This window comes from Sphingomonas sp., from assembly GCF_041661825.1.
Lineage (GTDB): Bacteria > Pseudomonadota > Alphaproteobacteria > Sphingomonadales > Sphingomonadaceae > Sphingomonas.
The window spans coordinates 1,059,077-1,082,602 of record NZ_JBAZTU010000002.1 but is presented as its reverse complement, the minus strand read 5'-3'; the positions used below and the strand labels follow the sequence as shown (position 1 = coordinate 1,082,602).

Below are 23,526 nucleotides of genomic sequence, written 5' to 3'. Positions count from 1 at the left end.
ACGCGCCGTGTTCGGCTGCGCCTTTCATGATTTCAGGGCAGGTCGCTCAGCGCGGTGCCGACACTCCTTGGATCAGCCGCGCCGACCCAGCCCTTGGTCGTGCGTTCCGCGGCATTCGCCTTGAGCCCGAGGCCGGATATCACGACCTGATGACCCAGCTTCTCGAGCGGTTCCTTCATCGGTTCGAGCGAGGTGCCCTTTTCGAGGATCAACGTCCGGCCGCTGAAATAGATCAGCCCCTGGCCGATCGACTCCTGCGCGCTCATCCCCCAGTCGAGATGCGCGATCAGCGCCTTGGCCACCTGCATGATGATCGTCTTGCCGCCCGCCGCGCCGACGGTGAAGACCGGCTGGCCCTTCGCGTCATAGACGATGGTCGGCGCCATCGACGACAACGGGCGCTTGCCGCCCTCGACCCGGTTGGCGACCGGCGCGCCATTTTTCTCGGGCGCGAGGCTGAAATCGGTCAGCTCGTTGTTGAGGATATAGCCGTTGGCCATCAACTGGCTGCCGAACGGTCCTTCCACGGTCGAGGTCATGCCGACGATATCGCCATCCTTGTCGACGGCGATGAAATGGGTGGTGCCGTGCACTTCGTTCTGCACGACGGCAGTGCGCGCCTGCGCGCCCGGCGGCGTGCCCGCCTCATAGGCCGGCAGGGTCGCGGTGGGGGAGATCAGCTTCGATCGCTGGGCGAGATAGGCCGGGTCGATCATGCCCTTCACCGGCACCTGCACGAAATCGGTATCGCCCAGATATTTCTCGCGGTCGGCATAGGCCAGTTCCATCGCCTCGCCGATCAGATGCCAGGCGACCGGAGAGGCCGGCCCCATCTTCTTCAGGTCGAAACGCTTCAGCATGCCGAGGATCTCGAGCACGGTCACCGCGCCCGAAGAGGGCGGACCCATGCCGCAAATCTTGTAGGTCCGGTAGAAACCGCACACCGGCGGCCGTTCCTTCGCCTGATAGGCGGCCAGATCGGCGGTGGTCATGTCGCTGGTGTTGACCGTCGTGCCGGTCGCTGCGGCAACGATCGCCTTGGCATTGTCGCCGGCGTAGAATGCCTCGGGACCCTCGTCGGCGATCCGCCGCAGGATCGCGGCAAGCGCCGGGTTCTTCATTGTCGAACCCACCGCCGGCACCTGCCCATCAACGGTGTACTGCTTGGCGATCTCGGGAAATCTGTCCCAGATCCGCGCCATGCCGGCGATGCGGTCGTTCAGCGGTTTGCTGACCTGATAGCCGTCCTCGGCCAGCTTGATCGCCGGGGCGAACAGCGCCTTCCACGGCAGCTTGCCCCATTTCTGGTGAGTCAGCGCCATCAGCCGGATATTGCCGGGCACGCCGACCGACTTGCCGCCCTGAAAGGCCTGGCCGAACGGCATCGGATTGCCGTCGGGACCGAGGAAACGCTGCGGCGTCGCGGCGGCCGGTGCTTTCTCGCGGCCGTCGATCGTGTCCATCCTGCCGGTCTTGCCGTCGTGATGGACCAGGAAGCCGCCGCCGCCGATGCCGCTGGATTGCGGCTCGACCACGGTCAGCGCCAGCATCATCGCCATCGCCGCGTCGGCGGCGCTGCCGCCTTCGCGCAAGATTTGCTGACCGGCCTGGGTCGCGCGCGGATCAGCGGAGGTGACGACTCCCTGGGCGGACGCAACGGGGGAGTAAGCAAGGAGGGCAAAGGCGAGCAGGAGCTTCTTCATGGCCCCGTGGTAGCGGTGACTATCGCTACGTCAACCGGCCCCGACGGCATCCGCGACATGATCATACCCATCTTGTTTCAGCAGCCGCGACAGGCCGCGCGCGATCCGGCGCGGCAGGCCGGGCCCCTCATAGACGAGCGCCGTGTAGAGCTGGACCAGGCTCGCCCCGGCACGGATGCGGGCATAGGCTTCCTCGGCGCTGCCGATCCCGCCGACCGAGATCAGCGGCAGCGCGGTGCCGGTCGCCTTGCGGAAATCGACGAGGCGCTGGCGGGCGAGCACCGCGAGCGGCGCGCCGGACAGGCCGCCGGCCTCCGCGGCATGGGCCGATGTCAGGCCGGGGCGGGATATGGTCGTGTTGCTGACGATCAGCCCGTCGATATGATGGTCGATCGCCGCCCGCGCGATCTCGTCGATCGCCGACGGCTCAAGGTCGGGCGCGACCTTCAGGAACAAAGGCGGCCGCTGGATCGGCATGCGCCGCGCCTCGTCGGCTGCGGCCAGCAGTTCCGTCAGCGCCGCGCCGTGCTGCAGGTCGCGCAGGCCCGGCGTGTTGGGCGAGCTGATGTTGATCGTGACATAGTCCGCGATCTGCGCGGCTTTCTCGACGCCGTCACGGTAGTCGGCGATGCGATCCGTCGCATCCTTGTTCGCGCCGACATTGATGCCCAGCACGCCGCGCCGCTTCGCGGCCGCGGCGCGGGGCAACGCTGCCTCCAGCCCGCCATTGTTGAAGCCCATGCGGTTGATCACGGCGCGGTCGCCCTGCAGCCGGAACAGGCGCGGGCGCGGGTTGCCGGCCTGGGGCAGGGGGGTCAGCGTACCGATCTCCACCGCGCCCAGGCCCAGACCGAAAAATCCGTCGATCGCCCGCCCGTCCTTGTCCACGCCCGCCGCGAGCCCGATCGGGTTGGCGAATGCCACGCCGGCGACGTTGATACGAAGCCGCGAATCGCCCGGTCCGGCGGCCAGCGGTGTGCCCGCGCGACCCCAGGCTTCGAGCATCGCGATCGTCAGGCCGTGGGCGCGCTCGGCTTCGATGCTGAACAGGGCGGGGCGGAGCAGGGGGAACATCATGGAGGTCGCCTTTGGCATCGCCCTGCGCGCAGGTCAAAAATCATCCTAACCTGCGATAAGATTGCGACGAATATGACCGATTTGGCGCTTTCATCCAATACGACCGGATCGGACACTGCTTTAACAAGCTTGCGACCCGAAGAGCTCCCAACAGGGGTCTCTTTCACTAGGCCCGGCCAGCTTGCTGGCCGGGCCTCTTTTCATTGGGCGCAGGGCCGGGTACATGTCGTTTCTGTACAAAAACAGGGGCGCGTACATTGCCGGACATCCAGCTTGACTATGCGGTCCCGGCTGCCGACTTGGCCGAGTACATCACTCTTTTCTATCACTTCCGCGCGGATGTTCCCATGTTCGAGGATACCGAGCGCGCGGATCATGCGCAGATCCGCTTCCGCCTGTCCCCCGGCGGTTCCGACTATACCTTCCCCGACGGCACGCTGCAGGACGCGACCGAGATCCATGTCGTCGGCCCGACCAGCGGCGCAATGGGCGTCCGCTGCCACGGTCCCGTCCTGGTGCTGGGCATGGGCGTGACCGCGACGGGCTGGGCCGCGCTGATCGGCAACGATGCGTCGAGCATGCTCAACCGCGTGATCGACGCGACCGACCTGTTCGGCGGGCCGCGGCTGCGCGCTGCCGCCAACGCGATGCGCGAGGCGGCCGATATCCCGGCGCGCGTGGCGATCGCCGAACAATTGATCCGCGAACTGGTGCGCGGCTGCGATCGCAGCTCGACGATCTTCGTGCGCCACGTCGATACCTGGCTGGCCGGCAGCCCGTCGCCCGACATGGAGGATCTGGTCGCCGCGACGAAGCTCTCGCGCCGCCAGGTCGAACGCAAGTGCAAGGCGCTGTACGGCGCGCCGCCCAAGCTGCTCGCCCGCAAATATCGCGCGTTGCGCGCCGCGGTGGCTTTGGTGTCGGAAAGCCAGTCAGTTGACGACCTGATCGCGCGCGGCTTCTACGACCAGTCGCACCTGATCCGCGAAGTGAAGCAGTTCACCGGCCACACCCCGCGCCAGATCAAGGCGGAACCGAGCCTGTTGTCGCAACTGACCATCAGCCAGCGCGTCGCCCTCGGCGGCCAGGTGAGCCCCCTGATCAGCGACACCTGATTTATTCCTCCCCGGAACGGGGAGGGGGACCAGCGAAGCTGGTGGAGGGGCTTGGAGCGCGGAACGCTTGCCTCGCGCTCCAAGCCCCTCCACCACCCGCTGAAGAGGCGGGTGCGCGCGCGAGATCGTGTCCCCCGGACACGATCTTGGATTGCTGGGGGCAATCCAAAGCTCGCGCACCCCCTCCCCGTGCCGGAGAGGATTTAGGGGGAGTTTTGGGTTGACCTCGGCGCCCTACGTCCCCACATGCGCAATCGGAACGAATCAATCCGATTGGACCAGATGCGCCTTTCCAGCCTTGCAGATTATGCGGTCGTGATGATGTCCGCCGCGGCCCGCCATTGCGGCGGCGCGGCGCGGCTCAACGCGACCCTGCTGGCGGAAGAGACAGGCCTGCCGCTGCCGACCGTGCAGAAACTGGTCAGCCGGCTTTCGGCCGCGGGCCTGATCGAGAGCGCGCGCGGCACCGGCGGCGGCTTCCGCCTCGCCCGTCCGGCCGCAGCGATCAGCCTGGCCGATATCGTCGAGGCGATCGAAGGTCCGATCACAATGACCGCCTGTGTTGAAAACGGCAGCCATGATTGCTGCATCGAGGAGTCTTGCCGCGTGAAGCCGCACTGGAACGTCGTCAACGGAGCGGTGAAGGGCGCGCTCGCGAGCGTCAGCCTCGCCAGCCTGTCGCAGGTGCCGGCATAATGGCCACCAAGAACGCCGAGGCGCATGCCGCCGCGAACAAGACGTACGAATGGGGTTTCCATTCGGACATCGAACAGGAATTCGCGCCCAAGGGCCTGAGCGAGGACACTGTCCGCTTCATCTCCGCCAAGAAGAACGAGCCCGAATGGATGCTCGACTGGCGGCTCAAGGCCTATCGCCTCTGGCTGACGATGACGCCGCCTGACTGGGCCAAGCTCAACGTCCCGCCGATCGACTATCAGGACGCCTATTATTACGCCGAGCCCAAGGCCAAGCCGAAGCTCGGCAGCCTGGACGAGGTCGATCCCGAGATCCTGCGCGTCTATGAAAAGCTCGGCATCCCGATCGAGGAGCAGAAGATGCTCGCCGGGGTCGAGGGCGCGCGCAAGGTCGCGGTCGATGCGGTGTTCGACAGTGTCTCGGTCGCGACGACCTTCCGCAAGGAGCTCGAAGCCGCCGGCGTGATCTTTCGCTCGATCAGCGAGGCGATCCGCGACTATCCCGACATGGTTCGGAAATGGCTCGGCAAGGTCGTGCCGCAGCACGACAATTATTTCGCGGCACTCAATTGCGCGGTCTTCTCCGACGGCACCTTCGTCTACATCCCGGAGGGCGTCCGCTGCCCGATGGAGCTGTCGACCTATTTCCGCATCAATGCCGAGAATACCGGCCAATTCGAACGCACGCTGATCGTCGCCGACAAGGGCTCCTATGTGAGTTATCTCGAAGGCTGCACCGCCCCGATGCGCGACGAGAACCAGCTCCACGCCGCCGTGGTCGAGCTGGTCGCACTCGACGATGCCGAGATCAAATATTCGACCGTGCAGAACTGGTACCCCGGTGACGCCGAGGGCAAGGGCGGCATCTATAATTTCGTCACCAAGCGCGCGCTCTGCCAGGGCAGGAACTCCAAGGTCAGCTGGACTCAGGTCGAGACCGGCAGCGCGATCACCTGGAAATATCCGAGCTGCGTGCTCGCGGGCGAGAATAGCGTCGGCGAATTCTATTCGGTCGCCGTCACCAACAACCGCCAGCAGGCCGATACCGGCACCAAGATGATCCATCTCGGCAAGGGCAGCCGTTCGACCATCGTGTCGAAGGGCATCAGCGCCGGCCATAGCGACAACACCTATCGCGGCCTGGTGCGCGTCGCGCCGACCGCCGAGGGCGTGCGTAACTTCACCCAGTGCGACAGCCTGTTGCTGAGCGACCAGTGCGGCGCCCACACCGTGCCCTATATCGAGGTCCGCAATCCCTCGGCGCAGATCGAGCATGAGGCGACCACCTCGAAAATCAGCGAAGACCAGATGTTCTACGCGATGCAGCGCGGTCTCGATGCCGAGGCCGCGGTGGCGCTGATCGTCAACGGCTTCGCCCGCGAGGTGCTGCAGCAGCTCCCGATGGAATTCGCGGTCGAGGCGCAGAAGCTGCTGGGGATCTCGCTCGAAGGGAGCGTGGGGTGAACTCGATGGCTGAGGCAGAAAGTGCCCTGGCGAGGCTCAAGGCTGCAGGAGGACCTGCGATCGAAGCGCATTCGCACTGCACAAACAATCGCGCTGAACTTGAACAGAGCGAAGTCGCGGGTTGCTTCTATTGTTGCGAGACCTTCTCGCCTAAAAGTATCGATCGTTGGCTGAAGGAGGGTGATGGAACCGCTTTTTGCCCGCAATGTTCGATCGACTCCGTGATTGGTGATGCGTCGGGTTATCCCGCCGGCGATCCGGAATTTCTCAAAGAAATGAACAAGGTCTGGTTTTGAGTGTGATGCTGAAAATTGAAAATCTCCACGCCGAAATCGACGGCAAAGAAATCCTCAAGGGTCTCTCGCTCGAAGTGAATGCGGGCGAAGTCCACGCGATCATGGGGCCGAACGGCGCCGGCAAGTCGACGCTCGGCTATGTGCTCGGCGGCCGGCCCGGCTATGAGGTCACTTCGGGCACCGTCACTTTCGCGGGCGACGACCTGCTGGAAATGGCCCCACACGAGCGCGCCGCTGCCGGCCTGTTCCTCGGCTTCCAGTATCCGGTCGAGATCCCCGGCGTGTCCAACGTCCAGTTCCTGCGCGAGGCGCTCAACGCGCAGCGCAAGGGCCGCGGCGAGGCGCCGCTGTCGGGCGGCGAGTTCCTCAAGCTCGCCCGTGCCCAGGCGGACCTGCTGTCGATGGACCAGGAAATGCTCAAGCGCCCGGTCAATGTCGGTTTCTCCGGCGGCGAGAAGAAGCGCAACGAGATGGTGCAGATGGGCATCATCGGCCCAAAGCTGGCGATCCTCGACGAGACAGACAGCGGCCTCGACATCGACGCGCTGCGCGTCGTCGGTGACGGCATCAACCGCATCATGCGCGCGCCTGACAAGGCCGTGCTGCTGATCACCCATTACCAGCGGCTGCTCGATTATGTGCAGCCCGATTTCGTGCATGTGCTGGCCGATGGCCGGATCGTGCGCTCGGGCGGGCCGGAACTGGCGCACGAGCTCGAGCGCGAAGGCTATGGAGCGCTGGCAGCGTGAGCGCTGGCCCACTTCAGTTCCTCCCCGGGACGGGGAGGGGGACCATTCGCTTCTTCAGCGAATGGTGGAGGGGGAGCGCCGTAAGCGCTTCGCCTGCGGAAGCCCCCCTCCACCATCCTTCGGATGGTCCCCCTCCCCGTGCCGGGGAGGAACTGTGACGCTCACCCTCCCCACCCGCCACGACGAAGCCTGGCGCTACAGCGATCTCGATGCGGTTGCGACCGTCTGGCCGATCGCCGGACCCGAGGTAATCCTGGTCGCCGCCGGCGAGGACTTCACCCGCGTCATCGTCCAGGACGCCCCGACCGACGCTGTCGCGATCCGCGAGTATACCGTCGTCCTCGAAGCCGGCGCGCGCGCGACCTTCCATATCCTCAACACCGGCGGCAAGCTCGGCCGGATCGCAATCGACGTGACCCTCCACGACGGCGCGCATTTCGAGCTTGGCGGGGCGATCCTCGGCGGCGGCGAGCAGACGCTCGAGATCGTCACCACGATGCGCCACATCGAGCCGAACGCGACCAGCAACCAGGTCGTGCGCTCGGTGCTCGGCGGGCGCGCCACAGGCAGCTATCTCGGCAAGGTCGCGGTCGCGCGCCATGCGCAGAAGACCGATGCGAGCCAGTCGGTGAAGGCGATGCTGTTGACGCGCACCGCCACTGCCAACGCCAAGCCCGAGCTGGAGATCTACGCCGACGACGTGAAGTGCGCGCACGGCGCGACCGTGGGCGAACTCGACGCGACGGCGTTGTTCTACCTCGCCAGCCGCGGCATCGCCCCGGCCGAGGCCAAGGCGCTGCTGCTGCGCGCGTTCATCGGATCGGTGTTCGACGGCGTCGCGGATGCCGGCGAGCGCGAGGCGGTGGAAGCCGCCGCGCAGGCTGCGCTGGAGCGGATGCTGTGAGCGGGACGATCCTTCTTATCTCCCCTCCCTTTCAAGGGAGGGGCAAGGGGTGGGTGCAGCGACGCGGCGGGCTCGATGCCCGGCGTGGCGCTTTGACCTTGATGCAGCGAGTCTTTTTGAGCGCGCAGACGCGCGCGCCCACCCCCAACTCCTCCCTTGAAAGGGAGGGGCTTCAGAAATGATCGTCCTCACCGACACCCGCCCGCTCGACCTGCTCGCCGATTTCCCGGCGATCCCGGAAGGCTGGGCCTATCTCGACACCGCCGCGACGGCGCAAAAACCGCAACCCGTGATCGATGCGATCACCCGCGGCTATGCCGAGACCTACGCCACGGTCCACCGCGGCGTGTACCAGCGCTCCGCCGACATGACGCTCGCCTATGAAGCAGCGCGCAAGAAGGTCGCCCGTTTCATCGGTGCCGGCTCTGCCGACGAGATCGTCTTCGTCCGCGGCGCGACCGAGGGCATCAACCTCGTCGCCCAGTGCTGGGCGCGCGAGCAGCTGAAGGCAGGCGACCGCATCCTGCTCTCCACGCTCGAGCATCATTCCAACATCGTCCCATGGCAGATGGCGGCAGAACGTGTCGGTGCGGTGATCGACGTCATCCCGCTGACCGCCGACCACCGCATCGATCTCGATGCAATGGCCGCGATGATCACCCCCGCGCACAAGCTGGTCGCGCTCGCCCATGTGTCGAACGTGCTCGGCTCGCTGCTCGACGCGAAGCGCGCTGCGGACATCGCCCATTCGGCCGGCGCGAAGATCCTGCTCGATGGCTGCCAGGCCGTGCCGCGCATGGCGGTCGACGTCGCGGCGCTCGACTGCGACTTCTACGTCTTTTCCGGCCACAAGCTCTACGGCCCGACCGGCATCGGCGTGCTGTGGGCGCGGCCCGAACTGCTCGAGGCGATGCCGCCTTATCAGGGTGGCGGGTCGATGATCGACCGGGTCACCTTCGCAAAGACCACCTACGCGCCACCGCCGGGACGGTTCGAGGCAGGCACGCCGCATATCGTCGGCGCACTCGGCCTGCATGCGGCGATCGAGTATGTCGAGCGGATCGGCCTCGATGCGATCCATGCGCATGAAACGGCGCTGGTCGCAAAGACGCGCGAAGCGCTGTCGCAGATCAACTCGGTCACGCTCTACGGCCCCGAGGATTCAGCCGGAATCGTCAGCTTCTCGATTCTGGGGGTGCATCCGCACGACATCGGCACCATCTTGGACGAGGAGCGGGTCGCGATCCGCGCCGGGCACCATTGCGCGCAGCCATTGATGGAGGCGCTCGGTGTGCCGGCGACGGCGCGGGCAAGCTTCGGCGTGTATAACGGCGCGGCGGACGTGGATGCGCTGGTGCGCGGTATCGAACGGGTAACGAGGATCTTCGGATGAACGAAGAGCGTAAGATTGTGGTTGAAGAAGTGGACTCGGTCGAGGCGCCGCCCAAGGCGCGCGTCGATGGCGGGGTAACGGAGACGTTCGAACGCAAGCGCGACTATCTCGAGGGTTTCCTCTCGCAGAAGCCACAGGCCCAGCCTTCGGGCGAGCCGGGCGGCGCGCTGTACGAGGCAGTCGTCGAGGCGCTCAAGGAAATCTACGATCCGGAAATCCCGGTGAACATCTATGACCTCGGCCTGATCTACGGCGTCGAGGTGACGGACGAAGGCCATGCCGTGGTGACGATGACGCTCACCACGCCGCATTGCCCGGTCGCCGAATCCATGCCCGCCGAGGTGGAGCTGCGCGTCGGCTCGGTCCCGGGCGTCGGCACGGCGGACGTCAATCTGGTCTGGGATCCGCCATGGGATCCGCAGAAGATGTCGGACGATGCGAAGCTCGAACTGGGGATGCTGTAATGGCGACCACCGCACGCGTGCGCCCAGCGGCGCTGATCCTGACTCCGACCGCCGAGGCGCGGATCACGGAACTGATGGCCAAGGCGCCCGAGGGCACGATCGGCGTGAAGCTCTCGACCCCGCGTCGCGGCTGTTCGGGGCTCGCTTATTCGGTCGACTATGTCACCGAGGCGAAGCCGTTCGACGAACGTATCGACACCCCCGGCGGCACCCTGTTCGTCGATGGCGGGTCGATCCTGTACCTGATCGGATCGACCATGAACTGGGTCGAGGACGATTTCACCGCCGGCTTCGTCTTTCAGAACCCCAACGCCAAGGGCGAATGCGGCTGCGGCGAGAGCTTTACGGTTTAAGCATCTCAGCGAGCCGGGACGGTCTGCAGGCCGCTGTTGTTCGCGCAGAGGCGCGGAGGCGCAGAGCCTTCGCTTTTGCAGCCGTCCGCTCATCATCGCGCATGCTCTCTGCGCCTCCGCGTCTCTGCGCGAATCATTTCTCCGCGGCGATTGATTCAAATCCCGAAACGCCTGCTCCAGTATCGAACCGGGTGGTGCCACGAGGCGCCGTCTCGCTCTTTCTCATGGCCATGCAATCGGAATTCCCTGTTCCGGGGCAGGATTTCCCTGTTAACGCGCGGAAATTCCCTGTTCCTGGATAACAGGGAATTGGCATTCAAGCCTTTGAAAAGACTTAGCGATTCAGCCAAAAGAAGCCGAGTCGGGAGGCCGAAAAAAGAAAATTCCCTGTTAATTCCCTGTTATCGGCGCAGGAACAGGGAAATTCAGGCCGGCTTCTTCCGCATCAGCGCGGTCCTGAGGCACGAACACACCTCTTCGTCCCGCTGGTTGATCATTCGGTGCCGAAACGTCACCAGCCCCGCATCGGGCCGCGACTTGCTGTCGCGCAACTCCACCACCTCGGTTTCCCCGCGCAACGTGTCGCCGATGAACACGGGCTTGGGCATCACCAGCTTGTCGTAGCCGAGGTTCGCCACCAGCGTGCCGAGCGTTGTATCGCCCACCGACACCCCGACCATCAGCGCGAACGTGAAGGTCCCATTGACGACGATCCGCCCGAACTCGGTCGCGCCAGCGTACTCGGCGTCGAGGTGAAGCGGCTGCGGATTATGGGTGAGGGTGGACATCAGCAGATTGTCGGTCTCGGTCACCGTGCGCCGGATCTCATGGGCGATCCGGTCGCCCACCTGCCATTCGTCGTAGAATCTGCCGGCCATCAGCCCATGCCTCCCAGCGTGCGTCCCGCCGTCCACCCGCCATCGGCCGGCAACACCACGCCCGAGACATAGCGCGCATAGTCCGAGGCGAGGAACAGGCAGACATCCGCAACATCGTCGACTGTGCCCATCCGCCCAAGCGGCACCGACTTCGCCGACCGGGCCTTGGCTTCCGGCGTCGGCGCCAGCCGCTCCATGCCTTCGGTCCCGGCGATCGGGCCCGGCGACACCGAGTTCACCCGCACGCCTTCCGGCCCCCATTCGATCGCCAGCGTCTTGGTGATCATGTCGACCCCGGCCTTGGCCGCACAGACATGGACCTGCATCGGAGTCGCGATGAACGCCTGGGGCGCCGAGATGTTGATGATGCTCGCGCCGGGCTTGGTCAGATGCTCGTACGCGGCGCGCATCACATGGAAGGTGCCGAGCGTATCGATCTCGGCCACCGCCTTGAAGCCGTTCGAGCTGAGCATCGCCGCCGGCACCGGGAAATTGCCCGCCGCGCCCGACACGAGCACGTCGATCGTACCGCGCTTCTCGCGGAAATCGTCGATCGCGGCCTTCACCGCATCATAGTCGCGCACGTCGAGGCTGTAGCCGAGCGCGGGCGTGTTCTCCGACAGTGCCGCGACCGCGGCATCGACCTTGTCCTGGCTGCGGCTGGCGACGGCCAGCTTCGCCCCGCGCCGGGCAAAGGATTTGGCGATGCCCAGGTTGATGCCGCTGGTCCCGCCGAACACCATCACGGTCTTGCCGGTGAAATCGAAGCCGTCGGCCATATCCATCCCCTGTTCTGTTTTCAGAGCTTCAGCTTGAACCCGGCATGGCTCTTGTTCCAGCCCATCTGCTCGTAGAAGCGGTGCGCATCGGTCCGCGTCGACATCGAGGTGAGCTGCGCCATATGGCAGCCCCGCTCGCGGAACAGCGCGACCGCCCATTCGATCATCTGTTTGCCGAGCCCCTGGCCGCGCAGATCGCTCGCGATGCGTACTGCCTCGATCTGCCCGCGCCAGCCGCCGCGAAAGGCGATGCCGGGCAGGAAGCTCAACTGCATCGTCCCGACCACTATGCCGTCGAGCTCCGCGACGACCTGCATCTGGTTCGGATCGGCGACGATCGCCTCGAACGCGGCGAGATAACGCGGATCGAGCGGCAGGCTCGCGTCCTCACGACCCTTGCTCTGTTCGTCATCGTCGAGCAACGCGACGATCGCGGGAAGATCGTCGGTGGTGGCGGTGCGAAAGGCGACCCCACTCACGCCGCCCGCTCGATCCGCGCCAGCACCGCGCCTTCGCTGACCTGCCCGCCGGTCTCCGCGCCAAGCTCGGCCACGGTCCCGTCGAAGGGTGCGACGAGGCTATGCTCCATCTTCATCGCTTCGAGGGTGAGCAGCTTCTGGCCCTTGGTGACGGTCTCACCCGCCGTCACTTCGACGGCGATGATCCGGCCGGGCATGGGCGAGAGGATTGCGCCGTCGGCGGCGGCACCCGCGGCGCCTGCACCTTCGGCACGATAGGGCCGGGTCTCGAATGCGGCACCATTCTCGAAGAGCGTAGTAGATTGGCCGATCTGAACATAGCCCGGATTGTCGTCGAAATAGGAGCTGCGTCCCCATTCCCCGACATAATCGACCTGCGTCGCACGGCCATCGACGGCCAACCATATGCCACGATTGACCGGTGCATTCAGCCGGAAGCCGAGCATTCCGCGCAGCCGATCGAAATCCGGATCGCCGACTCGGCCGATCACGAAATCGTCATGGAATATCGCCTGGTCGGCGGCCGCCTGAAGCAACGCTGGTCCGGGCTGGGGCGCGCTTGTCAGACCCTCCGCGTGATCGGCGATGAAGCCGGTCGTCACATCGCCTGCCGCGAAGGCCGGTTCCTTCAGCAGCCGTGCGAGGAACCAGGCATTGGTCTTCACCGGTTCGCACATCACCTGCGCGCAGCCTTCGGCAAGATCGCTCAACGCCTGGTCGCGCGTTTCCGCATGAGCGACGAGTTTCGCAATCATCGGATCGTAAAAGGGGGAAATCGCATCGCCTTCTTCGACGCCCGTTTCGATCCGCAGATCTTGTGATAGCCACAGATAATCCAGCGGTCCGGTGGACGGGAGGAATCCGGTTGCGGGATTCTCGGCATAGAGCCGCGCCTCCATCGCCCAGCCATCGATAGCCAGCTCATCCTGCCGCTTCGGCAGCGGCTCGCCCGACGCCACCCGCAACTGCCACTCGACCAGATCCTGCCCGGTGATTTCCTCGGTCACCGGATGCTCGACCTGAAGCCGCGTGTTCATCTCCATGAACCAGATGCGGTCGGCGCGCAGGCCGTCGCTCGCATCGGCGATGAACTCGATCGTGCCGGCGCCGACATAATCCACCGCCTTGGCCGCCTTCACTGCGGCAGCGCAGATCGCTTCCCGCGTGATCTCGTCCATGCCGGGGGCAGGGGCTTCCTCGATCACCTTCTGGTGGCGGCGCTGCAGCGAGCAGTCGCGCTCGAACAGGTGAACGACATTGCCATGCGTATCGCCGAACACCTGCACCTCGATGTGCCGCGGCGAGAGGATGTATTTCTCGATCAGCACCTGGCTGTTGCCGAAGGAGGAGGCCGCCTCACGCTGGCAGGAGAGCAGCGCATCGGCGAAATCCTCCGGCGCGTCGACCCGGCGCATGCCCTTGCCGCCACCGCCAGCGACCGCCTTGATCAGCACCGGATAGCCGACCTTCGCAGCCTCCGTCGCAAGCCGATCGGGCGACTGATCCTCACCGAGATAGCCCGGTGTCACGGGCACGCCCGCCGCGATCATCCGCTCCTTGGCGGCATCCTTCAGCCCCATCGCGCGGATGCTGGCGGGGTTCGGGCCGACCCAGACGATGCCGGCATCGATCACGGCCTGCGCGAAGTCGGCATTCTCCGACAGGAAACCATAGCCGGGGTGGATCGCCTCGGCGCCGGTCTGCTTCGCGGCGGCGATGATCTTCTCGCCCACCAGATAGCTTTCGCGCGCCGGGGAGGGGCCGATATGCACTGCCTCATCGGCCTGGCGCACATGCAGCGCCTTCGCATCGGCATCCGAATAGACCGCGACGGTACGTACGCCCATTGCCCGCGCGGTGCGGATGATCCGGCAGGCGATCTCGCCCCGATTGGCGATGAGGAGGGACTTGATCACGCGCCCATTCCTTCGCAGCCGACGGTCTCGACCGTCCAGGTGATGTTCTGAATCTTCCAGCTCCCCGCATCGCGCACCAGATCGAAATGCTGGTGCCCGCAATGCCGCACCTTGCCGTCGATCGCGAAAGTGTACCGCCCCCGCACCATGGCCATCTCGCCATCGACCCGCACCATTGGATCGATCATCCGTTCCTCATATTTCTCAGGGCCAGGCGTCGCGGCGGCATAGGCATCCAGCGCGGCGTTGCGGACCTTGGTGGTGCCGTCCGTTGCCACCATGATCACGGTCGCGGTGCCGGTGGGGCGGAGGTGCGCGCGAACGGCCGCTTCGTCGCGCGCAGACACGCCGGCAAGCGCTGCTTCGACGGTCGCCAGGACCTTCTTGCCGTCGTCGGGGCTCGAGGCCGCAAGGGCGAGGAACAGCAGGAAGGACAAATCAGCCCTCGCAACCGGTAGCGCGCGCGGACCAGGTGATGTTGACGATCTTCCACGCGCCGGCCTCGCGCGCCAGGTCGAAATGGTCGACGCCGCAATGATGCGCCTTGCCGTCGATGAAGAAGGTATAGGGCGCCCAGACCATCGCGATGTCGCCGTCGATCTCGATCGCGGGATTGCTGATGCGCTCCTCATATTTCTCGGGGCCGGGTTTGACGCCGGCGGCGAATTCGGCCCAGCTCATATGGCGGACCGTGCGTGTGCCGTTGGGCGCTTCATTGGCGACGGTGGCGCCGCCATCGGGGCGGAGTTGCGCGAGGATCGCCGCGGAATCGCGCGCGGCGAGGCCTGCGAACAACGCGTTGATCGGCGCCATCACTGCGCCTTCGTCGGTGCCGGGGGGCGGCAGGCCGGTGCCCTTGGGCATTGGCTGCATCGGCGTGACCTGGGCGAGAAGGGCAAGGATCAGGGACATTCATAGGGCTCCATGGAAAGACGCCGTTTCGACGGTCACGATATTATCCCGAGCTCATCATCCATCGATTCCCAGACGAGGAAGGGTGGATGAGCCGGTTCGTAGCCAAAGGCGACAAAGGTGGCGATCACCTCGTCGATCGTGAAAAGCGTCCCGCCCGCGGGCCTGACGGCCCGGAAATGGTGGACCGGACTCTGCGATCGCCGTTCGATGACGTAGCCGTTGCTCTCGCAGGCGGTCTGGATGAAATCGCCATCCGACAGGGTCAGGATCGCGAAGCTGTTCGCACTGTTCGGCGCCAGCACGCGCAGTTGCGCATCCAGCGTCGCAGCGTTGGGCCGTGGGAATACCAGGCCGTCCTCAAGCTCGAATTCCATCGCTACATCCTGAAGACGCCGAACGACGCCCTTTCCGGAACCGGCGCGTTCAAGGTCGCCGCAAACGCCAGCCCGAGCACGTCGCGTGTCTGCGCCGGATCGATGATCCCGTCGTCCCACAGCCGCGCGGTTGCGTGCCAGGGATTGCCCTCGTCCTCGTATTTCTGGCGGATCGGCGCCTTGAACGCCTCGGCCTGTTCCTCGCTCCAGCTCTCCGCATCGCGGTGCACGGTCGCCAGCACGCTTGCGGCCTGCTCGCCGCCCATCACGCTGATCCGGCTGTTGGGCCAGGAGAAGAGGAAGCGCGGCGAATAGGCCCGGCCGCACATGCCGTAATTACCCGCGCCAAAGCTGCCGCCGATCAGCACGGTGATCTTCGGCACGCTCGCGGTGGCCACTGCAGTCACGAGCTTGGCACCATGTTTGGCGATGCCCTCCGCCTCATATCGGCCACCGACCATGAAGCCCGAGATATTCTGCAGGAACAGCAGCGGGATGCGCCGCTGGCACGCCAACTCGATGAAGTGCGCGCCCTTCACGGCGCTCTCCGAGAAGAGCACGCCGTTATTGGCGAGGATCGCGACCGGCATGCCCCAGATATGCGCAAAGCCGCACACCAGGCTCGATCCGTAAAGCGCCTTGAACTCGTGGAACTCGGACCCGTCGACCAGCCGCGCGATCACCTCATGCACGTCGTAGGGCGCGCGGACGTCGGACGGGATGATCCCGTACAGCTCCTCGGCATCGAACTTCGGCGCGCACGGTGCCTTCAGCGCGATGTCGGGCACCAGGTTTTCGGGCAGAGTCGAGACGATGTCGCGCACGATGGTCAGCGCATGCTCGTCATTCTCGGCGACATGGTCAACCACGCCGGATTTGCGGCCATGCGTCTCCGCGCCGCCAAGCTCCTCGGCCGAGATCACCTCGCCCGTCGCGGCCTTCACCAGCGGCGGGCCGGCCAGGAAGATCGTGCCCTGGTTACGCACGATCACCGTCTCGTCGGACATGGCGGGCACGTAAGCGCCGCCCGCGGTGCAGCTGCCCATCACGCAGGCGATCTGCGGGATGCCCTTGGCCGACATGTTCGCCTGGTTGAAGAAGATCCGCCCGAAATGGTCGCGGTCGGGGAACACCTCGGCCTGGTGCGGCAGATTGGCGCCGCCCGAATCGACCAGATAGATGCAGGGCAGGCGGTTCGCCTCGGCGATCTCCTGCGCGCGCAGATGCTTCTTCACGGTCAGCGGATAATAGGTCCCGCCCTTCACCGTCGCATCGTTGCAGACGATCATCACCTGCCGTCCGGAAACCCGGCCGATACCCGCGATCATCCCCGCGCCCGGCACTTCGTCGTCATACAGCCCGTTCGCGACGAGCTGCCCGATCTCCAGAAAGGGCGATCCCGGATCGAGCAGCCGCTCGACTCGCTCTCGTGGGAGCAGTTTGCCGCGCGAGGCATGTCGTTCACGACTTTTCTCGCTGCCGCCAAGCGCCGTCCGCGCGACGTCCGCGCGGAGTCGCTCGGCCAGGGCACGGTTGTGCGCTGCGTTGGCGCGGAAGGTCTCGCTCTCCGGCGATAGCTTGGTGTCGAGAGCCGGCGCGCTCATGTTTTTATCCTCATCTTGGCCCCTGACTAGACAGCGATCGCGCGAATGGGAAGCGACGCTCGCGGCATAAAGCTGTGCAGGGCGGCGCAGGAAAGGGCGGCGTTGGTATCTGGTGTAACCGAAAACACGGGTGTATCCCCCGCGCCATACACCCTGGAGAGGTCTATCACATGAAGCGTTCAACGATTTTTCTCGCTGCCCTGCTCGCCACCACTGCCTGCACCCAGAGCGCAACGACGCCGGTCGCCGGCACTGCGATCGGCGTCGACGTGGCGGGCATCGACAAGGCCGTCAAACCCGGCGACGATTTCGACGAATATGCCAATGGCGGCTGGCGCGCGAAAACCGAGATCCCGGCCGACCGGTCGAGCACCGGCATCTTCCTCCAGGTGTTCAACATCGCTGAAGGCCGCAACGCGCAGCTGATCGCCGAGGCCGCCAAGGCCAATGCCGCGGCCGGCTCCGATCAGCGCAAGATCGCCGATTTCTACAATGCCTATCTGGATACGGCCGGCATCGAGAAGCGCGGCCTCGCGCCGATCAAGCCCGAGCTCGATGCGATCGCCGCGATCGCTGACAAGGGCGCGCTGGCCAGGGCGCTCGGCGCCGATCTGCGCGCCGATGTCGATCCGCTGAACGCGACCAACTACCGCACCGAGCATCTGTTCGGCCTGTTCGTCACCCAGGCGCTCGACAACCCCGGCCAGACCGTGCCGTACCTGCTCCAGGGCGGCATCGGCATGCCCGAGCGCGATTATTATGTCTCGGCCAAGCCCGAGATGGCGCAGCTTCGCACGGCCTATAAGGCCTATATCACCAAGGTCTTCGGCCTGGCCGGGCTGAGCGATCCCGCCGCGCGTGCCGACCGCGTGATGGCGCTCGAGACCAAGATCGCCGGCGCGCATGCCGGCTATATCGAGAGCCAGGACGTCCACAAGGCCAACAACCCGTGGAAGCAGGCCGACTTCGCGAAGAAGGCGCCGGGCCTGGACTGGAACGCATTCTTCAGCGGTGCTGGGCTCTCGGGCCAGCAGGACTTCATCGTCTGGCACCCCGCGCCGACCGCGAAGCTCTCCGCGCTGGTGGCGAGCGAGCCGCTGGAGGCGTGGCAGGACTGGATGGCCTTCCACCATCTCAACACCGTCACCGCAGTGCTGCCCAAGGCGTTCGACGATGCCTCGTTCGACTTCTACGGCAAGACCTTGGCCGGCACGCAGCAGCCGCGGCCGCGCGACAAGCGGGCGATCGGCGCGGTAAACACCAATCTCGGTGACGCGGTCGGCCAGATCTATGTCGCGAAATTCTTCCCGGCTTCGTCCAAGACCGACATCCAGGGCATGGTGAAGAACATCCTCGCCGCCTTTGACAAGCGAGTCGAGAACCTGACCTGGATGGCGCCCGCGACCAAGGCCGAAGCGCGCAAGAAGATCGAGACGATGCGCGTGGGCGTAGGCTATCCCGACACGTGGCGCAATTACGGATCGTTGGAGATCAAGGGAGACGATGCGCTCGGTAACCTCCAGCGCGCGCGGCTCGCAGAGTACAAGCATCAACTCGGCAAGATCGGCAAGGCGCCCGACAAGGGCGAATGGTGGATGACGCCGCAGACGGTCAACGCGGTCAATCTCCCGCTGCAGAATTCGCTCAACTTCCCGGCGGCGATCCTCGAGGCGCCCTTCTACGATCCCAAGGCGGACGCGGCGGCGAACTATGGCTCGATCGGCGCGGTCATCGGGCATGAGATCAGCCACAGCTTCGACAATACCGGCGCCGAGTTCGATTCGAGCGGCAAGCTGCGCAACTGGTGGACCCCCGCCGATTTCGCGCACTTCAAGGAGCAGAGCGCCGCGCTGGCCAAGCAGTACGACGCCTATGAGGCGCTGCCCGGGCTTCACCTCAGTGGCGAGCAGACGCTGGGCGAGAACATCGCTGACGTGGCCGGCCTGACCGCGGCCTATGAGGCGTATCGGGCCTCGCTCGGCGGCAAGGAGGCACCGGTGATCGGCGGCCTGACCGGCGACCAGCGCTTCATGCTCGCCTTCGCCCAGAGCTGGCGCGAGAAGACCCGCGAGAAATCCACGCGGCAGCAGGTCGCGACCGACGGCCATTCGCCGGGCCGGTTCCGTGCGCAGACGGTGCGCAACCTCGATGCGTGGTACAAGGCGTTCGACGTGCAGCCGGGCCAGAAGCTGTACCTTGAGCCCAATGCGCGCGTGAAGGTCTGGTAAGAAGGGAAGGGCGGACCATGTTGCTCATCGGACAATATGATTCGCCCTTCGTCCGCCGCGTCGCGGTGACGTTGAAGCTCTACGATCTGCCCTATCGCCACGCGCCGCTCTCGGCGTTCGGCGATGTCGAGGAGATCGCACGCTACAACCCGCTGCGGCGCGTGCCGACCCTGGTCTATGACGACGGCATCGCGCTGACCGACAGCAGCGCGATCGTCGACGCGCTCGACGAAATGGTCGGCCCCGACCGAGCGTTCCTGACCCGGCACGGCGACGATCGCCGCGCGATGCTCCGCACCTGCGCGTTTGCCGCCGGGGTTGCCGAGAAGGCGGTCAGCCTCGTCTATGAACGCGCCTTCCGCGACGGGCACAAGATGTGGGTCGAACGGTGCCGTGCCCAGGTGATCGACACGCTCGACCTGCTCGAACGCGAGCGGGCCGCCGCGAAGGACCCTTGGCTGCTTGGCGCGACGATGAGCCATGCCGATGTCCTGCTCGGCACGATGCACGGCTTCGTCAGGGAAGCGCTGGCCGACCAGTTCGTCATGGATGGCTGGGTCGCGCTCGCCGAGCATGCCGCGCGGTGCGAAGCGCTCCCCCAGTTCGTCAATGCCTATCAGGCGTTCAAGCTGACAATGCCGGATTAGGCAGCATAATAGCCGGGTTGATCGATGTCGCTCAGCAGGTCAGGACCGGTCGGCTCCCAGCCGAGCAACGACCGCGTGCGTGCGCTCGATGCCGGGATGTCGGCGCCCGCAAAATCGGCGAACCAGCCGAAATGCTCGCGGCCACGCGATTCGACCGGGACACCGAGCCGCCGGCCGATCACTGCAGCAATATCCTTGAAGGCGACCCCTTCGTCCGCAGTCGCATGATAGGCGGGCTCGGTGACACCCTGTTCGAGCGCAAGCCGGTAGAGCCGTGCCGCATCAAGCCGGTGGACGCCGGGCCAACGGTTCAGCCCGTCGCCGATATAGGCGGACAGGCCCTTCTCGTGTGCCAGGCCGATCAGGAACGGGATGAAGCCATGATCGCCAAGGCCGTGGACCGAAGGCGCCAGCCGGATGGATGCGGCACGTACGCCGCGCTCCGCCAATGCTCTCGCCGCCGTTTCGGATCTGCGCGGGTAGGAGGGGTGGGACGCGGGCAGATCCGCCTCGGATGCGATCCGGCCCGGCGCGAGCAACGCAAAGCCCGATGTGACGAGCAGCGGCCGGTCTGACCCGATCAGCGTGCTCCCCAATGTCTCGATGGCCAACTGATCCTGCCGCGCATTCTCTGCGAACCGAGAGAAATCGTGGTTGAACGCAGTGTGGATCACCGCGTCCGCCGCCGACGCCGCGTCGCGCAGTGTATCGAGGTCGTCGAGCGTCCCGGACACGATCTCGGCACCTGCCGTGGCGAGTCCCGTTGCCTTTTCGGCGGACCGGGCCAGGCCCGTCACCTGGTGACCGGCGCCGACCAGCTCCTCGACCACTGCCGACCCGACCCAACCCGTGGCACCCGTTACAAATACGCGCATCTGCTTGTCTCCATTTCAATGCGCCTATTGTCGTCATCCTGCTTATGCAGGTAAAGTAGTGACCTTATCCTGGTATAAGCACTAACTGGATGGGCAACCATGTCCGACGACAACATGCTCGGTACCTACCTCCGGAACCGGCGCACCAGGCTCGATCCCGTATCGTTCGGCTTCGCCGGTCGGCGGCGAACCGCGGGGTTGCGCCGCGAGGAAGTGGCGCAGCGCGCCAATATCAGCCCGACCTGGTATACCTGGCTCGAACAGGGCCGCGGCGGAAAGCCCTCGGCCGACGTGCTCGACCGCATCGCGACGGCATTGACCCTGACCGAGGTCGAGCGCGAACATCTGTTCCTGCTCGGTCTCGGCCGTCCGCCCGCGGTCCAGTATCGCGGCAGCGATTCGATCACGCCGCGGCTGCAACGGCTGCTCGACGTGCTGACCTGCAGCCCTGCCATCGTGCGGACTGCGACCTGGGACGTCGTCGCCTGGAACCGCGCCGCAGCGGTCGTCCTCACCAACTACGGCACGCTCCCGCCCGATCAGCGCAATATCCTCCGCCTGATCTTTTGCGACGATCGCGTGCGCGCGGCACAGCCCCAATGGGAATCGGTGGCCCGGTTCGTCGTGAGTTCGTTCCGGATCGACGCCGCGCGCGCGGGCGCCGACGCCGAGGTCGCGCCGCTGGTCGACGAGCTCTGCCGGTCGAGCCCGGAATTCGCCTCGATGTGGCGCGACAATGAAGTGCGGACCTATGGCGACGGGACGAAGCATTTGCGCCACCCCGAGGTCGGCCTGATCGCCCTCGAATATTCCGCCTTCGCGGTGGACGGCCGGCCGGACCTCAGCCTGATCGTTTACAATCCGGCCACGCCCGACGATCGGGCGCTCATCCAGTCCCTGGTCGACGGGTGGCAGGCTCCCGTCGAGGAATCCCGCGCGGTCTGGGCATCCTGATCGGGGTACCGATTGACTTAGGTCCGGCACTCGCTCACCTATCGCCCGTCGCACGGGAGAGATCGGCTTTGGCCGGCGCCGAAGGAGCAACCGCCCCGGAAACTCTCAGGCAAAAGGACCGCGCGACACAGACACTCTGGAGAGTGGTGCCATGGCACCCGCCGACGGGATAACGATCTCAGGCAAAGGGACAGAGGGGGCATGCAACGGCGTTCGCAGCGCCTGACAGGAGCATGCCCCGGTGACTTCAACGTCTGTGACGCCTCTTTCCAATCCGCGCCATCGTCCGATCAGCATCGCCGAGATGTTCACCATCGGCATCGGCCCGTCGAGTTCGCACACCGTTGGCCCGATGCGCGCTGCAGCGGATTTCGCGCGGACCATCCTGGCCCTGCCGGAGCGCGCGACCAAGGTCGGTTGCAGCCTGTACGGATCGCTCGCCCTCACCGGCATAGGGCACGGCACCGACATCGCGGTCCTGCTCGGGCTCGCCGGTTGGGAGCCGGAGACGGTCGACCCGGAAGCGGCGGCGGCGTTGGTCGCGGACTTCCGTGCGGACAATGCGCTGCCACTGGGGCGAGGGGAGGGAGAGGGCGGCTACCCGGTCGAGCTGGAGGGAAGGGGCGGTATCGACTTCCACCCCCAGCGCTTCGAGCCGGAACACCCCAATGCACTCGACCTGACTGCCTGGTTCCCCGACGGCACCACCCATATTTCACGCTATTATTCGGTCGGCGGCGGCACGATCCGGCGCGGTGGCGAGCGGCCGGAGCTGGGCAATGTCGCAGTGTGCCATCCCTTCACCTCGGGCGATGAGCTGCTGCTCGCGGCGGAAGCCGAGCATATCTCGATCAGCGAGCTGGTCCGCCGCAACGACACCGCCTGGCGCACGGCGGCGGAGACCGACGCGCTGCTCGACGGCGTCGCCGATGCCATGCGCGCCTGCATCGATCGCGGCATGGTGAAGGACGGCATATTGCCCGGCGGCCTCAGCGTCCGGCGTCGCGCCAAGGGATTGCACGAGGCGCTGATCTCTCGCTCGGAACGCGGCGCGCCGTCGCATACCATCCAGTGGGTCAGCCTCTGGGCACTTGCGGTGAATGAGGAGAATGCGGCGGGCGGCCGGGTGGTCACCGCGCCGACCAACGGCGCTGCCGGCATCATCCCCGCGGTGATCCGCTATTACGAAACGTTCGAAGGCCCGGCGACGCGCGAGGGCATTCGCATCTTCCTGTCGACCGCCGCGGCGATCGGCATGCTCTACAAGACCCGCGCCTCGATCTCGGCGGCCGAGATGGGCTGCCAGGGCGAGGTCGGTGTCGCCTGCTCCATGGCCGCCGCCGGCCTCGCGGCGGTGCTCGGCGCGACCAACGCCCAGATCGAGAATGCCGCCGAGATCGGCATCGAGCACAATCTCGGCCTCACCTGCGATCCGATCGGCGGGCTCGTCCAGGTGCCCTGCATCGAGCGCAACGCGATGGGCGCGGTCAAGGCGATCAACGCCGCCTATCTCGCGCTCGACGGCGACGGCACGCACATCGTCAGCCTCGACCAGGCGATCGAGACGATGCGCCAGACCGGCGAGGACATGCGCTCCAAATACAAGGAAACCAGCCTGGGCGGCCTCGCGGTCAACGTGGTCGAATGCTGACGGCGTCCGCCCC

General features: G+C 65.8%; 24 protein-coding genes and 2 riboswitches. Of the genes, 13 read left to right on the top strand and 11 right to left on the bottom strand.

Going from position 1 to position 23,526, the window contains the following annotated elements:
- Positions 1 to 32: 32 nt before the first annotated feature.
- Positions 33 to 1,703 carry a gamma-glutamyltransferase gene (ggt, locus tag WC729_RS12335; protein ID WP_372853061.1) on the bottom strand — a complete coding sequence of 557 codons (1,671 nt, stop codon included), beginning with the start codon at positions 1,701 to 1,703 and terminating at the stop codon, positions 33 to 35.
- A 30-nt stretch (positions 1,704 to 1,733) separates the two neighbouring features.
- On the bottom strand, positions 1,734 to 2,780 hold the full coding sequence (locus WC729_RS12330) for a quinone-dependent dihydroorotate dehydrogenase (RefSeq protein ID WP_372853059.1): 1,047 nt from the start codon (positions 2,778 to 2,780) through the stop codon (positions 1,734 to 1,736).
- 347 nt (positions 2,781 to 3,127) lie between these two features.
- Between WC729_RS12330 and WC729_RS12325 the strand changes: the two genes are divergently transcribed.
- From WC729_RS12325 to WC729_RS12285, 9 genes are all read left to right on the top strand, one after another.
- Positions 3,128 to 3,895 carry a helix-turn-helix domain-containing protein gene (locus WC729_RS12325; protein ID WP_372853057.1) on the top strand — a complete coding sequence of 256 codons (768 nt, stop codon included), beginning with the start codon at positions 3,128 to 3,130 and terminating at the stop codon, positions 3,893 to 3,895.
- A 282-nt stretch (positions 3,896 to 4,177) separates the two neighbouring features.
- The gene (locus tag WC729_RS12320; protein WP_372853055.1) at positions 4,178 to 4,591 is read left to right on the top strand and encodes an SUF system Fe-S cluster assembly regulator; all 414 of its coding nucleotides are present in this window, start codon (positions 4,178 to 4,180) and stop codon (positions 4,589 to 4,591) included.
- Positions 4,591 to 6,054 carry a Fe-S cluster assembly protein SufB gene (gene sufB, locus WC729_RS12315; RefSeq protein WP_372853053.1) on the top strand — a complete coding sequence of 488 codons (1,464 nt, stop codon included), beginning with the start codon at positions 4,591 to 4,593 and terminating at the stop codon, positions 6,052 to 6,054. Before WC729_RS12320 ends, sufB begins: the two co-directional genes overlap by 1 nt.
- Before the next feature lie 5 nt (positions 6,055 to 6,059).
- Positions 6,060 to 6,350, top strand: a complete 291-nt coding sequence (locus WC729_RS12310) for a cytoplasmic protein (RefSeq protein WP_372853051.1) — start codon at positions 6,060 to 6,062, stop codon at positions 6,348 to 6,350.
- A 5-nt stretch (positions 6,351 to 6,355) separates the two neighbouring features.
- Positions 6,356 to 7,099 carry a Fe-S cluster assembly ATPase SufC gene (gene sufC / locus WC729_RS12305; protein WP_372853049.1) on the top strand — a complete coding sequence of 248 codons (744 nt, stop codon included), beginning with the start codon at positions 6,356 to 6,358 and terminating at the stop codon, positions 7,097 to 7,099.
- 154 nt (positions 7,100 to 7,253) lie between these two features.
- A complete protein-coding gene (locus WC729_RS12300; protein ID WP_372853047.1) occupies positions 7,254 to 8,003 on the top strand; it encodes a SufD family Fe-S cluster assembly protein in 750 nt (249 codons plus the stop codon).
- Between the two features lie 178 nt (positions 8,004 to 8,181).
- On the top strand, positions 8,182 to 9,396 hold the full coding sequence (locus WC729_RS12295) for a cysteine desulfurase (protein ID WP_372853045.1): 1,215 nt from the start codon (positions 8,182 to 8,184) through the stop codon (positions 9,394 to 9,396).
- A complete protein-coding gene (locus tag WC729_RS12290) occupies positions 9,393 to 9,860 on the top strand; it encodes an SUF system Fe-S cluster assembly protein (RefSeq protein WP_372853043.1) in 468 nt (155 codons plus the stop codon). Before WC729_RS12295 ends, WC729_RS12290 begins: the two co-directional genes overlap by 4 nt.
- Positions 9,860 to 10,213: a HesB/IscA family protein gene (locus WC729_RS12285; protein WP_372853041.1), complete on the top strand. Its 354-nt coding sequence runs from the start codon at positions 9,860 to 9,862 to the stop codon at positions 10,211 to 10,213. The genes WC729_RS12290 and WC729_RS12285 overlap by 1 nt, the downstream gene beginning before the upstream one ends.
- A 425-nt stretch (positions 10,214 to 10,638) precedes the next feature.
- On the opposite strand, the gene WC729_RS12280 is transcribed toward WC729_RS12285, so the two are convergent.
- Genes WC729_RS12280 through WC729_RS12245 form a run of 8 tightly spaced genes read right to left on the bottom strand, consistent with a single transcriptional unit; the run spans position 10,639 to position 17,158 of the window.
- Positions 10,639 to 11,091, bottom strand: a complete 453-nt coding sequence (locus tag WC729_RS12280) for a MaoC family dehydratase (protein WP_372853039.1) — start codon at positions 11,089 to 11,091, stop codon at positions 10,639 to 10,641.
- Positions 11,091 to 11,870 (bottom strand): SDR family oxidoreductase, encoded by a 780-nt coding sequence (locus tag WC729_RS12275; RefSeq protein WP_372853037.1) that lies wholly within the window; start codon positions 11,868 to 11,870, stop codon positions 11,091 to 11,093. Before WC729_RS12275 ends, WC729_RS12280 begins: the two co-directional genes overlap by 1 nt.
- Positions 11,871 to 11,890: 20 nt before the next feature.
- On the bottom strand, positions 11,891 to 12,349 hold the full coding sequence (locus WC729_RS12270; RefSeq protein ID WP_372853035.1) for an N-acetyltransferase family protein: 459 nt from the start codon (positions 12,347 to 12,349) through the stop codon (positions 11,891 to 11,893).
- Positions 12,346 to 14,265, bottom strand: coding sequence for a biotin carboxylase N-terminal domain-containing protein (locus WC729_RS12265; RefSeq protein ID WP_372853033.1), 1,920 nt, complete (start codon positions 14,263 to 14,265; stop codon positions 12,346 to 12,348). The genes WC729_RS12270 and WC729_RS12265 overlap by 4 nt, the downstream gene beginning before the upstream one ends.
- Positions 14,262 to 14,702 (bottom strand): DUF4440 domain-containing protein, encoded by a 441-nt coding sequence (locus tag WC729_RS12260; protein WP_372853031.1) that lies wholly within the window; start codon positions 14,700 to 14,702, stop codon positions 14,262 to 14,264. Before WC729_RS12260 ends, WC729_RS12265 begins: the two co-directional genes overlap by 4 nt.
- 1 nt (position 14,703) lies before the next feature.
- The gene (locus WC729_RS12255) at positions 14,704 to 15,177 is read right to left on the bottom strand and encodes a nuclear transport factor 2 family protein (RefSeq protein WP_372853029.1); all 474 of its coding nucleotides are present in this window, start codon (positions 15,175 to 15,177) and stop codon (positions 14,704 to 14,706) included.
- A gap of 35 nt (positions 15,178 to 15,212) precedes the next feature.
- Positions 15,213 to 15,554: a hypothetical protein gene (locus WC729_RS12250; RefSeq protein ID WP_372853027.1), complete on the bottom strand. Its 342-nt coding sequence runs from the start codon at positions 15,552 to 15,554 to the stop codon at positions 15,213 to 15,215.
- Between the two features lie 2 nt (positions 15,555 to 15,556).
- Positions 15,557 to 17,158, bottom strand: coding sequence for a carboxyl transferase domain-containing protein (locus tag WC729_RS12245; protein WP_372853025.1), 1,602 nt, complete (start codon positions 17,156 to 17,158; stop codon positions 15,557 to 15,559).
- Positions 17,159 to 17,328: 170 nt separating this feature from the next.
- On the opposite strand from WC729_RS12245, the gene WC729_RS12240 reads away from it, so the two are divergent.
- Both WC729_RS12240 and WC729_RS12235 read left to right on the top strand, forming a co-directional pair.
- Positions 17,329 to 19,386, top strand: coding sequence for a M13 family metallopeptidase (locus tag WC729_RS12240; protein WP_372853023.1), 2,058 nt, complete (start codon positions 17,329 to 17,331; stop codon positions 19,384 to 19,386).
- A 17-nt stretch (positions 19,387 to 19,403) separates the two neighbouring features.
- The gene (locus tag WC729_RS12235; protein ID WP_372853021.1) at positions 19,404 to 20,033 is read left to right on the top strand and encodes a glutathione S-transferase family protein; all 630 of its coding nucleotides are present in this window, start codon (positions 19,404 to 19,406) and stop codon (positions 20,031 to 20,033) included.
- On the opposite strand, the gene WC729_RS12230 is transcribed toward WC729_RS12235, so the two are convergent.
- Positions 20,030 to 20,908 (bottom strand): SDR family oxidoreductase, encoded by an 879-nt coding sequence (locus WC729_RS12230; RefSeq protein ID WP_372853019.1) that lies wholly within the window; start codon positions 20,906 to 20,908, stop codon positions 20,030 to 20,032. The two genes, WC729_RS12235 and WC729_RS12230, sit on opposite strands and share 4 nt — an antisense overlap.
- 99 nt (positions 20,909 to 21,007) lie before the next feature.
- Between WC729_RS12230 and WC729_RS12225 the strand changes: the two genes are divergently transcribed.
- Positions 21,008 to 21,862: a helix-turn-helix transcriptional regulator gene (locus WC729_RS12225; protein ID WP_372853017.1), complete on the top strand. Its 855-nt coding sequence runs from the start codon at positions 21,008 to 21,010 to the stop codon at positions 21,860 to 21,862.
- 43 nt (positions 21,863 to 21,905) lie between these two features.
- Positions 21,906 to 21,993: riboswitch (glycine riboswitch) on the top strand.
- 1 nt (position 21,994) lies between these two features.
- Positions 21,995 to 22,060, top strand: a riboswitch (glycine riboswitch).
- 43 nt (positions 22,061 to 22,103) lie between these two features.
- Positions 22,104 to 23,513, top strand: coding sequence for an L-serine ammonia-lyase (locus WC729_RS12220; protein ID WP_372853015.1), 1,410 nt, complete (start codon positions 22,104 to 22,106; stop codon positions 23,511 to 23,513).
- Positions 23,514 to 23,526 lie beyond the last annotated feature (13 nt).

Excerpts from the sequence above, each read along its gene's own strand:
- WC729_RS12275 (WP_372853037.1), bottom strand. The coding sequence starts at position 11,870 with ATGGCCGACGGCTTCGATTTCACCGGCAAGACCGTGATGGTGTTCGGC.
- sufC (WP_372853049.1), top strand. The coding sequence starts at position 6,356 with ATGCTGAAAATTGAAAATCTCCACGCCGAAATCGACGGCAAAGAAATC.
- WC729_RS12245 (WP_372853025.1), bottom strand. The coding sequence starts at position 17,158 with ATGAGCGCGCCGGCTCTCGACACCAAGCTATCGCCGGAGAGCGAGACC.
- ggt (WP_372853061.1), bottom strand. The coding sequence starts at position 1,703 with ATGAAGAAGCTCCTGCTCGCCTTTGCCCTCCTTGCTTACTCCCCCGTT.
- WC729_RS12240 (WP_372853023.1), top strand. The coding sequence starts at position 17,329 with ATGAAGCGTTCAACGATTTTTCTCGCTGCCCTGCTCGCCACCACTGCC.
- WC729_RS12325 (WP_372853057.1), top strand. The coding sequence starts at position 3,128 with ATGTTCGAGGATACCGAGCGCGCGGATCATGCGCAGATCCGCTTCCGC.
- WC729_RS12290 (WP_372853043.1), top strand. The coding sequence starts at position 9,393 with ATGAACGAAGAGCGTAAGATTGTGGTTGAAGAAGTGGACTCGGTCGAG.
- WC729_RS12330 (WP_372853059.1), bottom strand. The coding sequence starts at position 2,780 with ATGATGTTCCCCCTGCTCCGCCCCGCCCTGTTCAGCATCGAAGCCGAG.
- WC729_RS12310 (WP_372853051.1), top strand. The coding sequence starts at position 6,060 with ATGGCTGAGGCAGAAAGTGCCCTGGCGAGGCTCAAGGCTGCAGGAGGA.
- sufB (WP_372853053.1), top strand. The coding sequence starts at position 4,591 with ATGGCCACCAAGAACGCCGAGGCGCATGCCGCCGCGAACAAGACGTAC.
- WC729_RS12250 (WP_372853027.1), bottom strand. The coding sequence starts at position 15,554 with ATGGAATTCGAGCTTGAGGACGGCCTGGTATTCCCACGGCCCAACGCT.
- WC729_RS12235 (WP_372853021.1), top strand. The coding sequence starts at position 19,404 with ATGTTGCTCATCGGACAATATGATTCGCCCTTCGTCCGCCGCGTCGCG.
- WC729_RS12280 (WP_372853039.1), bottom strand. The coding sequence starts at position 11,091 with ATGGCCGGCAGATTCTACGACGAATGGCAGGTGGGCGACCGGATCGCC.
- WC729_RS12230 (WP_372853019.1), bottom strand. The coding sequence starts at position 20,908 with ATGCGCGTATTTGTAACGGGTGCCACGGGTTGGGTCGGGTCGGCAGTG.
- WC729_RS12255 (WP_372853029.1), bottom strand. The coding sequence starts at position 15,177 with ATGTCCCTGATCCTTGCCCTTCTCGCCCAGGTCACGCCGATGCAGCCA.
- WC729_RS12295 (WP_372853045.1), top strand. The coding sequence starts at position 8,182 with ATGATCGTCCTCACCGACACCCGCCCGCTCGACCTGCTCGCCGATTTC.
- WC729_RS12320 (WP_372853055.1), top strand. The coding sequence starts at position 4,178 with ATGCGCCTTTCCAGCCTTGCAGATTATGCGGTCGTGATGATGTCCGCC.
- WC729_RS12285 (WP_372853041.1), top strand. The coding sequence starts at position 9,860 with ATGGCGACCACCGCACGCGTGCGCCCAGCGGCGCTGATCCTGACTCCG.
- WC729_RS12225 (WP_372853017.1), top strand. The coding sequence starts at position 21,008 with ATGTCCGACGACAACATGCTCGGTACCTACCTCCGGAACCGGCGCACC.